Origin of the sequence: Nostoc paludosum FACHB-159 (assembly GCF_014698835.1) — a bacterium.
Classification (GTDB): domain Bacteria; phylum Cyanobacteriota; class Cyanobacteriia; order Cyanobacteriales; family Nostocaceae; genus Nostoc; species Nostoc paludosum.
The window spans coordinates 307,543-322,527 of the sequence record NZ_JACJTU010000001.1; the positions used below are offsets into that span (position 1 = coordinate 307,543).

Annotated in this window: 15 protein-coding genes and 1 tRNA gene; 10 read left to right on the plus strand and 6 right to left on the minus strand. The window is 41.1% G+C overall.

Going from position 1 to position 14,985, the window contains the following annotated elements; all coding sequences use genetic code 11:
• Nucleotides 1-255: 255 nt before the first annotated feature.
• The 3 genes from H6H03_RS01255 to petN form a co-directional block, all read right to left on the minus strand.
• Complete coding sequence (locus H6H03_RS01255; protein ID WP_190953553.1) at nt 256-3,363, minus strand: GAF domain-containing sensor histidine kinase; 3,108 nt, start codon at nt 3,361-3,363, stop codon at nt 256-258.
• Nucleotides 3,364-3,671: 308 nt separating this feature from the next.
• On the minus strand, nt 3,672-3,836 hold the full coding sequence (locus H6H03_RS01260) for a hypothetical protein (protein ID WP_190953265.1): 165 nt from the start codon (nt 3,834-3,836) through the stop codon (nt 3,672-3,674).
• Between the two features lie 4 nt (nt 3,837-3,840).
• Nucleotides 3,841-3,930 carry a cytochrome b6-f complex subunit PetN gene (gene petN, locus H6H03_RS01265; RefSeq protein WP_012408302.1) on the minus strand — a complete coding sequence of 30 codons (90 nt, stop codon included), beginning with the start codon at nt 3,928-3,930 and terminating at the stop codon, nt 3,841-3,843.
• Between the two features lie 259 nt (nt 3,931-4,189).
• Between petN and H6H03_RS01270 the strand changes: the two genes are divergently transcribed.
• The 4 genes from H6H03_RS01270 (at nt 4,190) to H6H03_RS01285 (ending at nt 8,986) form a co-directional block, all read left to right on the plus strand.
• The gene (locus tag H6H03_RS01270; protein ID WP_190953554.1) at nt 4,190-6,076 is read left to right on the plus strand and encodes an ATP-binding protein; all 1,887 of its coding nucleotides are present in this window, start codon (nt 4,190-4,192) and stop codon (nt 6,074-6,076) included.
• Nucleotides 6,077-6,105: 29 nt separating this feature from the next.
• The gene (locus H6H03_RS01275) at nt 6,106-7,368 is read left to right on the plus strand and encodes a sensor histidine kinase (protein WP_190953266.1); all 1,263 of its coding nucleotides are present in this window, start codon (nt 6,106-6,108) and stop codon (nt 7,366-7,368) included.
• 386 nt (nt 7,369-7,754) lie between these two features.
• Complete coding sequence (locus tag H6H03_RS01280; RefSeq protein ID WP_190953267.1) at nt 7,755-8,207, plus strand: hypothetical protein; 453 nt, start codon at nt 7,755-7,757, stop codon at nt 8,205-8,207.
• A 185-nt stretch (nt 8,208-8,392) separates the two neighbouring features.
• Nucleotides 8,393-8,986 (plus strand): 3'-5' exonuclease, encoded by a 594-nt coding sequence (locus tag H6H03_RS01285; protein WP_190953268.1) that lies wholly within the window; start codon nt 8,393-8,395, stop codon nt 8,984-8,986.
• 55 nt (nt 8,987-9,041) lie between these two features.
• Here H6H03_RS01285 and H6H03_RS01290 read toward each other — a convergent pair whose 3' ends face one another.
• Nucleotides 9,042-9,974, minus strand: coding sequence for a serine hydrolase (locus H6H03_RS01290; RefSeq protein ID WP_190953269.1), 933 nt, complete (start codon nt 9,972-9,974; stop codon nt 9,042-9,044).
• A 9-nt stretch (nt 9,975-9,983) separates the two neighbouring features.
• Between H6H03_RS01290 and H6H03_RS01295 the strand changes: the two genes are divergently transcribed.
• The 3 genes from H6H03_RS01295 (at nt 9,984) to H6H03_RS01305 (ending at nt 13,105) form a co-directional block, all read left to right on the plus strand.
• Entirely contained in the window at nt 9,984-10,688 is a 705-nt protein-coding gene (locus H6H03_RS01295) for a C40 family peptidase (RefSeq protein ID WP_190953270.1), read from the plus strand.
• A 14-nt stretch (nt 10,689-10,702) separates the two neighbouring features.
• Nucleotides 10,703-11,707: a glycosyltransferase family 2 protein gene (locus H6H03_RS01300; protein ID WP_190953271.1), complete on the plus strand. Its 1,005-nt coding sequence runs from the start codon at nt 10,703-10,705 to the stop codon at nt 11,705-11,707.
• 153 nt (nt 11,708-11,860) lie between these two features.
• Nucleotides 11,861-13,105, plus strand: a complete 1,245-nt coding sequence (locus tag H6H03_RS01305; protein ID WP_190953272.1) for an MFS transporter — start codon at nt 11,861-11,863, stop codon at nt 13,103-13,105.
• Between the two features lie 33 nt (nt 13,106-13,138).
• Here H6H03_RS01305 and H6H03_RS01310 read toward each other — a convergent pair.
• Nucleotides 13,139-13,212, minus strand: a tRNA-Arg gene (locus H6H03_RS01310).
• 37 nt (nt 13,213-13,249) lie between these two features.
• Between H6H03_RS01310 and moaC the strand changes: the two genes are divergently transcribed.
• The gene (gene moaC, locus H6H03_RS01315) at nt 13,250-13,756 is read left to right on the plus strand and encodes a cyclic pyranopterin monophosphate synthase MoaC (RefSeq protein WP_190953555.1); all 507 of its coding nucleotides are present in this window, start codon (nt 13,250-13,252) and stop codon (nt 13,754-13,756) included.
• A 1-nt stretch (nt 13,757) separates the two neighbouring features.
• Here moaC and H6H03_RS01320 read toward each other — a convergent pair whose 3' ends face one another.
• A complete protein-coding gene (locus H6H03_RS01320) occupies nt 13,758-13,955 on the minus strand; it encodes a DUF2795 domain-containing protein (RefSeq protein WP_190953273.1) in 198 nt (65 codons plus the stop codon).
• A gap of 284 nt (nt 13,956-14,239) precedes the next feature.
• Here H6H03_RS01320 and H6H03_RS01325 point away from each other — a divergent pair, with 284 nt between their 5' ends.
• Nucleotides 14,240-14,497 carry a hypothetical protein gene (locus H6H03_RS01325; RefSeq protein WP_190953274.1) on the plus strand — a complete coding sequence of 86 codons (258 nt, stop codon included), beginning with the start codon at nt 14,240-14,242 and terminating at the stop codon, nt 14,495-14,497.
• Between the two features lie 120 nt (nt 14,498-14,617).
• Entirely contained in the window at nt 14,618-14,926 is a 309-nt protein-coding gene (locus H6H03_RS01330; RefSeq protein ID WP_190953275.1) for a DUF3181 family protein, read from the plus strand.
• Nucleotides 14,927-14,985 lie beyond the last annotated feature (59 nt).

Sequence of the window (14,985 nt, forward strand, 5' to 3'; positions counted from 1 at the left end):
TTGGATTTTAGATTAAGAATTGACTTCTGCACTTGGATTTTATTAATCCATATTTTGAAATCATTTTTCAAATTACCTACTACGCTTATAGGGAGACGCACAGAGCTTTTTTCAATCGTCAATTAAATCGATATTATAAACCTAATACCAATTCAAAATTCAAAATTAAGAAACTAAGCTATTTTTTCACAAAATAGCAATATCGGTGTCATCCCATTTCACGAAAATTCTGAATTCTGAGTTCTGTATTGTTCTTCAACTAACTCTGTGTTTCATAGGAATTTCGATCCAGAACTCACAGCCTTTACCAGGCTGAGAAACGCAGTTGATATTACCGCCATGTTTTTCCACAATAATTTGATAGCTAATAGATAGCCCCAAACCCGTACCTTGACCGGGTTGCTTAGTAGTAAAGAAAGGTTCAAAAATGCGCGATCGCATCGTTTCTGGAATACCACAACCATTGTCCGCAATGCAAATGATAATAGTATTCCATTGTTGGACTTTTGTCCGAATCCATATTTTTGGATTGTCAATTATTTTACCAAAATTTATTGTATGTTCCAGAGCATCGATCGCATTATTTAGAATATTCATAAATACCTGATTCATCTGGGCTGCATAGCAGACTACCGGAGGTAAATCGCCATATTCTTTAATTATTTCAATGGCAAAAGAATTCGTTTGTGGCTGTAATCGATGTTGTAAAATTAACAAAGTACTATCAATACCTTCATGCAAATCAACGGGTTTCATTTCGGCTTCATCGAGGCGAGAAAAACTCCGTAAAGACAATACCAATTGAGAAATTCGTTCTGCGCCCATTGTCATTGAAGTGAGAATTTTTGGTAAGTCATCGGCAATAAAATCTAAATCTATATCTGCTGCTTGCTTTTGAATTTTTGCTGTTATTTGTGGAGCTTCTTTATCATATAAACGCAGTAATTTTAATAAACTTTCAGCATGTTCGCTAACATAAGTGATATTGCCGTAAATGAAACTAATTGGATTGTTAATTTCATGTGCAATCCCAGCAACTAATTGTCCTAAGCCTGCCATTTTTTCGCTTTGAATCAACTGGCTTTGAGTTTGCTGCAATTCTTTAAGAGTCTGGGCGAGTTCTTCTTTTTGACGTTGAGTCTGTTCCAGTAATTCCGCTTGTTGAAGTCCTACTCCTAACTGAGTACCAATTTGCATCAGCAAATCTACTTCATCTTCTTGCCAATCACGGGGCTTCATATTTTGATATGCTGCTAGCAATCCCCAGAGTTTCTCGCCCTGAAAAATTGGCACAATCATATATGCCGTAGCCTTAATTAGCTCGATGGGGGCAATATCAGGGACAGAATAATTAGCTTTGTAAATATCCTTAATGACAAGTATTTGACCATTAGCAAAGTCTCCACCTTGGCTATTTTGCAAGTAATCATCTGCGATTACACTTACAAGTTCCTTGACTGGTATCCAACCTTGCCCTAAAGACTCAGCAACAAATTCGCCACTCCAATCACTCCGGAATCGATAGATTGTCACTCTATCAACTTCTAACAGCCGTCGGACTTCTTCTGTGCTGGTAGCAAAGATGGTGTCAATATCAAGAGATTGGCGAATTTTCTCTACCGTTGCGGCTAAGGCTTTTTCCCTTTCAGCAGCTTTAGCCAACTTCTGGGCTTGTACTTGCACCTTTCTTAAGGATTCAGCTTGCTGTAATGCTACTCCCAATTGCACGCCAACTTGCGCCAACAAGTTAATTTCATCATCTTGCCAATAACGGGGCTGGGAGTTTTGATAAGCTACTAACAATCCCCAAAGCTTCTCACCTTGAGAAATAGGGACAAAAACTTCATTACGTGCATACTTACCTGCTTGGGTTCCTTGCACAAGAACGCCTTCCGTCACAGGTTGGGGCTTAACCACTGGCGTCCAGCCATCAACAATAGAATCAGCGACAAATTCGCCACTCCAATCAGGATAAAAGCGATAAATTGCCACTCGTTCTACTTCTAATAACCGTCGAACTTCTTGAGTAGTGGTTTTAAAAATAGCTTCAATTTCAAGTGACTGACGAATTTTTTCTACGGTGTTCGCTAATGCCCTTTGTCTTTCAGCAGCTTTACTGATTTGTGCTGCTTGGAGTTGCATTTGTTGTAAGAATTCGGCTTGCTGCAAAGCTACACCTAGTTGGGTGCTAACTTGGGTGAGCAAGTAAACCTCATCTTCTTGCCAATCGCGAGTTCCGGTGTTCTGGTATACTGCTAGCAAGCCCCAGAGCTTTTGCCCGTGGTAAATAGCAATGATCGCATAAGCTCTTGCTTGACAGCTTTCTAAAACTTGAATGTAGCAGCTGCTAAAGCCTGCATTGTAAATATCATTACAAATACGGTACACTTCACTTCTGCTAAAGCGGCCACCTGCTGTTTCTTGTAAGTAGGTATCAGCAGTCGGGGGTTTAGCTAGATCTTTAGCACTACATTCGCTGATATTTTCATTCAATTCTGGCCGGTGCAATTGTTCATCTATGAGGGAGATCCAACCCTCTGCCACTGATTCAAATACAAATTTACCACTCCAATCTGGATTAAAGCGATAAATCGCTACGCGATCGGCATTTAGCAGTTGTCTGAGTTCTGCGGTGCTGGTGCGGAAAATGCTTTCTAAATCTAGGGACTGACGAATTTTCTCAATAGTTATGGCTATGGTTCTCTGCCATTCTGCTGCTTTTTCTTTCGCTTTAGCTTGTGCTAGTTGCGCCGATTGTAGTTTTACTTGTTCTAGGTAATCTGCTTGCTGTAAAGCTACTCCTAGATGTTCGGCAATCAGTTGCACAAACTCAATTTCTGACGCTTCCCATTGCCGAGGACTATCACACTGATGAATACACAACAATCCCCATAAATCTTTACCTTTCAACAAGGGAGCAACAATATTGGCGCGTACCTGAAATCTTTCTAAAATCTGGATGTAGCAATCACCACCCTTAGCTTGATAAATATCATCTGTTGCTTTAATTCGGCCTTGCTGATAAAGTTCTGCAAAATCTTCGGCAAAGCAGTGATCCCGGACTTTGGCTGCTAGTGCTGAACTCAATTCACTTCGCACATCTTCGTAGATAAATTCTCCTTCCCATGCCAAATCAGGATAAAAACGAAACACACCGACGCGATCGCTTTTTAGAAGCTGACGGACTTCAGTAACTGTAATTTTAAAAATGGCGTCTATATCTAAAGATTCACGAATTCTGGCAATAACTCCAGACAAAGCTTTTTGCTGCTCATTCTGGCGCAAGGAAAATGCCACATCTGAATCAGATTGTTGCTGTTGTGAATTTGGTTCTATGGGTTGAATAATAGAGGAGTTTTCCATTCCCAGAGGAATTTTATATATTAAAAGTTCTCCTCTCATAGTTCCCTCAACCATCGCAAAGTTAACAATGATCTGTGTAAAAGGGTCTGGGGACTGGGGATCGGGGACTGGGAATTTGGTAAAAAACAGAAAAATTATGGAATTTGGCAGAAGTTAGACCAAATTTTAGTACTCAGTAATAGAGTTGCCGATCGGCAGCGCCAACAAAAAATTATGGTGGGAGACTCAGGAAAGGCGACTAGATAAAATAATGTAGGGACATGATAGTATCATGTCCCTACAAAAAAGATTTTTTAACTACGAGCGGATTATCGCCGCTTGGGGGTAGTGCTGCGAGTGGTGCGTTTTTCTTCATCTCGACGACGGCGATCGCGCCAATCTGCCAGGGTCAAATAACCAATACCACCTGTCACTGCTACTAGCAGCACTACGGCAATTAAAGCCAAAATACTCAGGAATGGACTTTCTACCATGCCTTTACAGTCCGTTACGTCCCCAGACTACCATTGCAATTGACCAAGTGAACACGACTAGCAGTGATACCCAGCCCAGCGTCAAAATTTCCATAGTCCCGCTTTTCAAATCATTACAAAAGGTTTCTAATGTTTATCATACAGGGATTGGGCAGGCTGAGATTTTTTTATCAATGATGTTGTAAGTTTTGTGGGCGATCGCTTTCTCTTGTACCATCTGGATATTAATACTTAGTAGTTGAAGTAATTATAAAAACAAGTGTAAAAAAGTAGCGATCGCGCTGTTATATTCGCTGGCTTGGGAATATTAGGGTTAAGTGCATATATTTCAAATTGAGCAACCCCTAGTATCAATGCCGACATTTCTTAGCTACGCTTTCAACTCCGACGGTTTTATTCCCCACGGACATTGTTATCTCTGGAAAACTGGATTAGTTTGGCTCCACATTATTTCTGATGCCACTATTGCTTTTGCCTATTATTCTATTTCCTTCCTATTAATTTACTTTATTTCTAAACGCCAAGACGTGCCTTTTAATGGAGTTTTTCTGTTATTCGGTGCTTTTATCACTGCCTGCGGTACTGGACACTTAATGGATATTTGGACGCTTTGGCATCCAGATTATTGGATTTCAGGTTGTCTAAAAGCTCTAACTGCGATTCTTTCGATATACACCGCATTTGCCTTAATTTCTCTGATGCCTCAAGCCTTGACGCTAACCAGTCCAGCCCAGTTAGAGGTTATCAATCGAGCGCTTTCCACTGAAATTGTAGAGCGCAACCGCATCGAGCAAGAACTACGCAAAGCCGAAGAAGTCGCTCAAAATTCCAGCCAGGCCAAGAGTGAGTTTCTGGCGAATATGAGTCATGAACTACGTACACCCCTCAATGGCATCTTGGGTTATACACAAATCCTCCAACGCACAGAATCTTTGAGCGAAAAAGGACGTAAAGGACTGGGCGTCATTTATCAATGTGGTTCTCATCTTTTAACCCTGATTAATGATGTTCTGGATCTTTCCAAAATCGAAGCTCGCAAACTCGAATTGCATCCTGTTGATTTTTACTTGCCTGCCTTTATTGATAGCGTCACTGAAATTTGCCGCATCCGTGCAGAACAAAAGGTAATTGCCTTTGAAGTCCAGCTCGATCCTGATTTGCCAACAGGCATTCATGGTGATGAAAAACGCTTACGGCAAGTACTAATTAACTTGCTTAGTAATGCGATTAAATTTACTAACCAAGGCAGTGTTACTTTCAAAGTTCAGGTCACTGGTCGAGAATCAAATACCAATGAAAAAACTAACTACAAAATTCGCTTTGAGGTAATAGATACTGGCACGGGTATAAAACCCCAACAAGCTGAGAAAATCTTTCAGCCCTTTGAACAAGTAGGAAATCAAAAACGACAATCTGAAGGTACAGGTTTGGGATTAGCAATTAGCCAAAAAATTGTTTTGTTAATGGGTGGTGAAATTCAGGTGCAAAGTACCTTAGGTAAAGGTAGCACTTTCTGGTTTGAGGCAAAATTCCCAGAATCTAAAGACTGGGCAAAGGTTTCCAGAGCGCTTGAGCAAGGAACAATTATTGGTTATATGGGACAAAGGCGCACCATTTTAATTGCAGATGATAAATGGGAAAACCGATCGGTAATTGTAAATTTACTAGAGCCAGTTGGGTTTACTGTTATTGAAGCTAGTCATGGTCAGGAAGCATGGGAACAGACTCTAGCCCACAAACCAGACTTAGTGATCACTGACTTAGTGATGCCAATATTAGATGGATTTGAGTTAATTAATCGTTTGCGTCAGTCGGAGCAATTTCAAAAGATTGCTATCATCGCTTCCTCTGCTAGTGTGTTTGCAATCGACCAGCACAAGAGTATTGATGTTGGCGCAGATACATTTCTACCAAAACCTGTGGAAGCTGAAGTACTATTAGAAATGCTCCGACAATTTTTGCAACTAAAATGGATTTTTGATGAGAAGGTAGACATAAATAAAAAAACAAAACTACTAGCTTTTGAACAATCAAATAATACGATATCTCCGGATAAGGAGATTTTAGAAGAGTTACTAGAACTAGTACATGATGGTGATATTCAAAATATTTTAGAACTGGCGGATAGACTTTCAGCTTCTGATGAAAAGCTCAACGTTTTTGCTCAACACCTTGTCCAACTTGCTAGTAATTTCCAACTCAAACGCTTAGCAACTTTTATCGAACAATACATTAATTAATAAATTTAAATTTTAATTTCAAATCTGCCATGAACAGAAAATCAAATACTGGATTTATCTTAATTGTGGATGATAATCCGACAAATTTATCTCTTTTATCTGAAGCCCTCAATAGTGAGGGGTTTCGTTTCCGCGTTGCAATGGATGGAGAAAGCGCGATCGCTCAAGTTGAACGCAATCAACCAGAGTTAATTTTACTAGATGTACAAATGCCTGGTATTGATGGATTTGAAACTTGTCGTCGCCTCAAAGCCAATCCTGTTACCCAAAACATTCCGATTATTTTTACCACTGCTTTAGCAGATACCGACAGCAAAACTAAAGGGTTTTCCCTTGGTGCAGTAGACTATATCCCGAAACCCTTTGCACAAGAGGAAGTTATCGCTAGAGTGCGTGTGCATTTACAACTCAAACAATTGAATGAATCTTTGGAACAACAAGTTAGCGATCGCACTAAGGCTTTGCAACAAGCCCAAGTCAAACTAGTGCAACAAGAAAAGCTATCAACACTTGGAGAGTTAGTTGCTGGTATTGGTCATGAAATCAATAACCCCGTTAACTTTATTTCTAGCAATATTCCACCTTTGCAAGAATACATTGGAGCAATCACCGAGTTGCTCTCAATATATAAACAAGAGTATCCAAACCCAACAGCTAAAATTACTACTGCTATTAACAACTTGGATCTGGATTTTGTTCTCGAAGATATCACAAAAATCTTAAACTCACTAGAAGTCGGAAGTGAGCGAATCCGTAACCTTTCAAATTCACTCCGCAACTTCTCTCGTTCGGATAGCGATGTCAAAATATCTGCTGATTTGCACCAAGGGCTAGATAGCACACTCATGATTTTGCAACACCGTCTCAAGGCTAATAGCGATCGCCCGCGGATTGAAGTCATTAAAAATTATGGAGTCTTACCACAAGTAAACTGTTATCTAGGGCAGATGAACCAAGTATTTATGAATATTTTGGCAAACGCGGTTGATGCTTTAGATGAAGCTATAGTACAAGGCAAAATCAGCAATATAATTCCTCAGATTCAAATTTCAACAGAAATAGATTCGGAAGAATTTGCTGTAATTCGGATTGGTGACAATGGCATTGGTATTCCTGAACGGTTGAAAAAACGCTTATTTGAACCGTTATTTACTACAAAAACTGTTGGTAAAGGTACTGGACTTGGCTTGTCCATCGCCTATGAAATAGTTGTAGAAAAACACAAAGGTATATTAGAAGTTAACTCTCAACCAGGTATGGGAACTGAATTTATCATCAAAATTCCCACATGATAAGAACATTTAATTACAAAATAAGAATTGGTAACTAGGGACTGGGGACTGGTTCAGAAGGCAGAAGGCAGAAGGCAGGAGGCAGGAGGCAGAAGGCAACCCACCCTTAAAAGAGTGGGATTGTAACAAGGATGTTTTATACCTTGCTGCAAGCAGTCTCGATATAATTATTTATCTAAACTCAGCTTTAGACCCAGAACTAAAGTTTTAATTGTTAATCCTAACCTTCTGCGTTCTGCCCTGTCTTTGACACGCTGCGCGAACGAACTTCTGCCTTTCTTTGTAAACTTTCAATTCCCTACCAACTACCAATCCCTAATCCCCAGTACCCAATCCCTAATCCCCAATCCCTATAGACAGTGAACACAATTTCAAATCCTCAATTAATGGCAGAACGCCTAGAATCTCTCAAGGCTGGTATAATTGGAGGTTTTTCTTTATTTTTTGGCTTTGCGATCGCTAGTTTTTTAAATACTTTAGTACTGGCAAAGTATTTTCCAATACTTGTAACTTTACAAAGTAATATTAATTGGCATTTGTGGGTGAGTGCTGCTGTTGCAACTTTTACTGGTTTTTTATTTGGTGTCACTTACCGCTATATCATCCGCTCAGATAAAAATCCTCAACTCAAATCTGGTGGTGTGCTGGCTTTTGGCTTGGTGCGTGGATTAACCCAAATAGAACTTGGGTGGAATTCTGATAGCACAATTTGGCCTTTTTTGGTATTGGCGACAGAAAGTGTATTGTGGTTTGCAATCGCAGCGATCGCCCTTGATATCGCTATGCAGCTAAATTGGGTGAAACCTTTTCCATCAAAGCAGAATTCAGAATTAGAATAGCGTCTGTGCTTAGAGAATTAGGGTAGCACAGCCCACAGCTAACTGTGTTACTTACACAAAATTGTGCTTCAAATAAATGAAAAACCTATAACTAGTATTATTTTGTAGTATAATTAATACAAAAAACATATATAACTATTATATAAGGTTTAATTGATTCTGTATTCTTGAATATTATCTGAATTATGAAAGCTAAAAGAACCCACTATTATTTAATAGTTGATTTAGAAGCTACATGCTGTGACAAAGGAACTGTTCCCCGCCACGAAATGGAAATTATCGAAATCGGTGCAGTGATGCTGAATCGAGAAACGTGGGAAATTGATTCGGAGTTTCAGCAATTTATCCAACCTGTTAGACATACACAACTAACACCCTTTTGCACAGAATTGACTACTATTCAACAGCAAGATGTTGATGAAGCACCAAAATTTATAGAGGCAATTTCTCGCTTCCAAGAATGGATTAATTTATTTTCCAATCATATTTTTTGTTCTTGGGGCAATTATGACAAAAATCAATTTATTCAAGATTGCGCGTTTCATAATGTTCCTTATCCTTTTGGTTCAGAACACATAAATATCAAAGACGAATTTTCCAAATACCTTGGTGTCTCTAAAAAATTTGGTATGGCACAAGCTCTCAATGAGTTGGGTATAGAATTGCAAGGCACACACCATCGTGGCATTGATGATGCCCGCAACATTGCATCTATCTACAGACATATGGGGACTGGGGACTGGGGATTGGGGACTGGGAATAAAGAGCCAAAGGGATGAGGGGATAAGAGGAATAACCAATCCCCAATCCCCAGTCCCTAATACCCAGTCCCTTTTAAAGACTGCTAATCGCTTCTACAACTAGCTTGGAAACAAAAGGCAAAATTTCACGATTCTTAGCCTGGGCTTTGCCTTCAGTAAATACTACTAAGAGGTAGGGGCGCTGGTTTGGTAACTCAATATAGGCGACATCATGGCGGACTTGACTTGTCCAACCGGCCTTTGACCAAATTTGGGCATCTTTGGGAAGTCCACCGCCTAAAAAACCTGTTACTTGGTCTTCCTCGAAATAAGTGGGCAAATCTTGGAGGTCGCGTTTGAGCAAACTCATCATCGCTTGCGATCGCACACTTGAAACTGCCACTCCACCGATAATACTATGCATTAATCTGGCGATCGCATTTGTGGTTAACATATTACGATTTTCCAGTAACTCTCCCACAAATGCCCGCTCCCGTCCATAGGGGCCATCACCCCAAGTTTTTTGACAGACGTTAATCGTCTCCATTTCTTCCCATCCCAAGGATTGGTAATAGCGGTTAACGATATTACGCTGATATTTCCAGGTTTCAAATGGGGCGACTGGTAGTTCTGGGCCTGAGGTGGTGCCAGTGAGAATGTCCACAACCAAGCTGGTAGCATCATTACTAGAGTCTACAATCATATCCCGCAAGGCTCGCTCTAACTCCTTAGAAGTTTGGCTCATGCCTTTTTCCAGCCATTCATTGACTGCCACCAGATAAAATAGTTTGACTACACTTGCAGGGTAAATCCGTTCAACACCCCGATAACTAAAACCCCGAACTGGGTGGTTCCAAAAAGCGTTGGGAGTCAGGGCACCACCAGTATTTACCGGCACTGGGGGATCGTAAACAACCCAAGTCAAGGCAATTTGGTTGCGCGCTAAGGTAGGAAATGCTGCCCAAGTTGCATCTAAAATGCCTAACCCAAGATTTTCGAGTTGTTCGTCTTTATTAAAAAAAATCATTCTCAAATAATGTCCTTTAATCTAAAATCCCAAATCCCAAATCTAAAATCAGCAGAGTATCAGTGTCTAGCTGACCTGAACTTATACGATTCTCCTGAGTGTACGCGCCTAGCAACTCAAGCCGCATCTGGGCGACATTTATGGGTAACATCAAATCATCAGGATTCGGCGGTTGAGGTGTATTTGCGTGAAGATGACTATCCCGGATGGGTATCCTTTTCAGATTTGGGTTTATTACAACCTGCTACTGTACTTTATCAGGCTGCAAGATTTTCTGAATCTGAAATTAAAAAACTGCTAGCAGAGGTTATTGCATTTACCCAAAAAGCCATGCAACAACCAAATTATTACCTCTGGGGTGGTACGGTAGGGCCAAATTATGATTGTTCTGGGTTAATGCAAGCGGCGTTTGCTTCGGTGGGTATTTGGTTACCAAGAGATGCTTATCAACAGGAAGGATTTACTCAACCAATTACCATTGCAGAATTAGCAGCTGGGGATCTGGTATTTTTTGGGACTAGCCAAAAAGCAACCCATGTGGGACTTTATCTGGCGGATGGTTATTATATCCATAGTTCTGGAAAGGAACAGGGACGCAATGGGATTGGCATTGATGTTCTTTCGGAACAGGGGGATGCTGTTAGTCAGTCGTATTATCAGCAGCTGCGCGGTGCTGGTAGAGTTTTTAAGAGTTACGAACCACAGAGACGCTGAGGACGCTGAGGAAGATGGGGAGTGGGTTGGTTTATCAAGGGGTGGATGGGGCGATTTCGACAATTGTCCCTGATGTTTCGGTGGTGGTGCCGATACATAATGAAGTGGAAAGTTTACCACTTTTATTAGAAGCGATCGCATCTACGTTATCTTCGAGTCAGATAAGTTATGAAATCATTTGTGTGGATGATGGTTCTACGGATGGTTCCGGGGAATATCTCAAGCAAGCAGCGCAAACACGTCCTGATTTAAAGTCCGTGATTTTGCGTCGCAATTACGGACAAACTGCGGCTATGGCTGCTGGATTTCATTATGCACTAGGTAAAGCGATCGTTTCTTTAGATGCTGATTTGCAAAATGACCCGGCTGATATTCCGATGTTATTGGCCAAGCTCGATGAAGGTTACGATTTGGTAAGTGGTTGGCGACAAAAACGCCAAGATGGTGCGATCAATCGCTTACTTCCTTCTAAAATTGCCAATTGGCTAATTCGCTACACCACTAGCGTGAATATTCACGATTATGGTTGTTCGCTCAAAGCCTATCGTGCAGAACTATTGGCAGATATGAACCTCTACGGTGAATTACATCGGTTTTTACCTGCTTTAGCCTACATCGAAGGAGCAAGAATTACTGAAATGCCCGTGCGTCATCACGCCCGCCGCTTTGGCCGCAGTAAGTATGGGATTTGGCGGACATTCCGGGTGTTGATGGATTTGTTAACCATTTTGTTTATGAAAAAATTCCTTACCCGCCCGATGCATGTTTTTGGGCTGTTGGGCTTGATTTCAATGGTTTCGGGGACGCTAATCGGAATTTATTTGACTTTCATCAAATTAGCTTTAGGTGAAATGATTGGCAATCGCCCTTTGCTGATTTTGGCAGTTCTGTTGCTTGTAACTGGAGTACAGTTGTTTTGCTTCGGCCTTTTAGCAGAATTACTCATGCGTACATATCATGAATCCCAAGGACGGCCTATCTATCGCGTGCGAGAGGTGGTAGCAAAAAAGGTTAACTAAGGTAACAATAGTAATGATTGAGCATGGGGCGTTGGGCATTGGGCATTAGTAAATACTTAAGAATAAATATTGGTTGACACTCAACAAATAGTAAAAGACTAATGACCAATGACTAATACCTAATCACAAAAAACTCATTAAATTGCATCTACCTTGAAAATATTTAATACGTTTAATACCGAACTGCGGTACAACCTGCTGATTTTATTTACGGCAGGTTTATTATTCTGGTCGAGCGTGGCTTCGCTCTTACCAACTCTACCGCTTTATCTTGAGTATGTAGGCGCAACTAAGCAACAAATAGGGATTGTAACGGGCAGTTTCGCCGTCGGCTTATTGCTAACTCGCCCGATGCTGGGACGATTAGCTGATGAACGCGGTCGAAAATTTGTGTTGTTGATTGGTACCATAGTAGCTGCGATCGCACCTTTTGGTTATTTGGCAACCCAATCTATTGGACTGTTAATTTTGGTGCGGATTTTTCACGGCGTTAGCATTGCTGCTTTTACCACTGGCTACAGTGCCTTAGTTGCAGATTTAGCTCCGCCTGATAAACGTGGTGAAATTATTAGTTATATGACTCTAGCAACTCCCATTGGTTTAGCAATTGGCCCTGCCTTGGGAGGATTTTTAGAAGCCACAACTGGTTATGGAGTGTTGTTTTTGGTTGCTGCTGAGTTGGGTTTTGTCACTCTGTTGGCAATTGTACAAGTCACCAATCCTCCAATACAAACACACGAAGAAACTCAGGACAACCATCAAAAATTTTGGCAAATTCTCAATAGCCCACGGGTGAGAGTTCCGACTTTAGTTATGTTGCTGGTTGGTTTGTCTGCCGGCGCTGTACACACCTTTGTATCTCTGTTTATCAAATCAATTCAGATAGATTTTAATGGCGGGTTATTTTTTACAGTTGCCGCAATTTCTAGTTTTAGTACCAGGATATTTGCTGGTAAGGCCAGCGATCGCCTGGGTCGTGGTTTGTTTATCACTTTTGGTATAATTTCTTATACTTTAGCGTCGATAGTGCTGTGGCAAGCTCACACTGTGAGTAGTTTCTTACTAGCGGCGATTTTTGAAGGCGCTGGTGGTGGTACAGTTATATCGATGATTGTGACAATGATGGCAGACCGATCGCTACCACAAGAACGAGGGCGAATTTTTGCTATCTGCGTCACTGGGTTTGACTTGGGAATTGCGATCGCCGCTCCTGTTTTGGGTTCCATCGCCGAACAAATCGGCTATCGCAATATGTTTGCCTATGGTGCTGGGATCACTTGTGTCGCACTTGTGATTTTCTTTACCAAGTCCAGCAAAAACTTAGCTAACTCATTGCGTTTTGCATTGGGTCGCGCCCCAGATACCTACGCTATGAATAACTTAGAAGTTAGCAGTTAGGAGTTGTAATTTTTTGCTCCTAACTTAAAAAAACGGGCGAGGAGGGATTCGAACCCCCGACACCGTGGTCCGTAGCCACGTGCTCTAGTCCACTGAGCTACACGCCCTTGACAAGAAACCATATTAACACGTTCTCACTAAATGATGCAAGATAATTTTCCATCTAATTTTGGCAACTTAACCCATCTAGACGATCGAGGACAAGCACAGATGGTGGATGTGTCTGAAAAAGCAGCCACTGTGCGCCAAGCAGTAGCCGCCGCCAAGGTGCGGATGTTGCCGACGACCTTTGCTGCAATTCAAGCTGGAAACGTTCCCAAAGGCGATGTGTTAGGAACTGTAAGGTTGGCTGGGATTATGGCAGCTAAGCAAACAGCGGCTTTAATTCCCTTATGTCATCCGTTACCATTGCAGAAAATTGCCATCGAGGTCATACCCGATCCCCAACTACCTGGTTATGAAATTCAAGCCACAGTCAAAACCAAAGCTGAAACTGGTGTAGAGATGGAAGCTTTAACTGCCGTTTCTGTTGCGGCTTTAACTTTATACGATATGGCCAAAGGCTTAGAAAAATCGATTCAAATTGAATCAATTCGCTTAATCAGTAAAAGTGGCGGGAAATCAGGAGATTATTCCCCGCCAGGGCAATAAACTACACTATCTCACCTAAAGCTTTATTAAGAGCCGTTGGGCTTTCAAACTCTTTGTCTTCTGGCACTTTTTCTAACAAAGAGATAATCTCCTTACCTGCTCCTTGTTTTTTAGCGTGTTGAATCAAATCTTGTTTTTTAGCAGGGTAGTCAACACCCTTCAAGTGTTTTTGGATTTCAACTGGGTTAGCCTTAGCCATTTTTGTCCACCTCTAATGGTTATCCCTCATATTCACAAGTGGATATATTTACTCCCTCTATCAAACAGATGAATCATTTCTAACTTCAAAACGTTCAAAGGTCATCCACAAGGTTGATGAATAATTGATTGGGCATTGGGCATTGGGAGTGTTGAGTTAACAATTATTCTCTTCTCCTTGCCTCCCCTGCCCCCCTGCCCCCCGCCTCATCTCCCTCTAATAGCGATCGCACTCCCAAAACCCTTAGAATGAGTAGGGTGTATTTAGATCTGTAACAAATATTTATGCCTCCTCGTTGGCCTCGTAAACCCGATCGCAATGACCCAGAGTATCGTAAAATCGATGACCGGATGAATTTTGCCGTGCATGTGGCGATCGCTGCTACTATTAATTCTGGATTGTGGTTCTTCCACAAGTTGAAAGGCGCTAGTTGGGAGTGGCTGCCTTGGTTGACTATTAGTTGGCTAGTAATATTGTTGGTACATCTAATTTATATTGCTGCGATCGCCAACTACACCGAAACTCCACCCAAATCCACCTGAAGATGGACTGCTGATGCTAGGGCGATTGTAACTTGTGGCAGTAGAATCAGCCTGGTTAATTGAGCAATAATGTAAATAAGCCTGAGATTTTGCGCTCTTTCTCAATATAGGGTTATTTTTATGGCTAAGACTAACACCACAGAATTACTAGAAGCCCTAGCAGCCGAAATTGGTGAAAATGTTTATATAGACGTTGCTAAATGGCATCTTTATTTATCTAATGCCAAACTGCATACAATTGTTGCTGAAAAACTATATCCTTTAATTACTTCCAACTCTGTTAATGAAGACCGAGTAACACAAGTGTTGGAATCCATTCCAATAAAAATTGGCGGCGGCAAACGCGAATTGCCTTTGATAGATTTGCTGCCACTACAATGCCAAGTAAATTTAGTAGATATTTTGGAAAAATATCAACGCGAAATTTAATCGGATTTTAGAAGAATAGAATTCAGGAGCCAGAATCCAGAATTCAGAATAAATTCTCT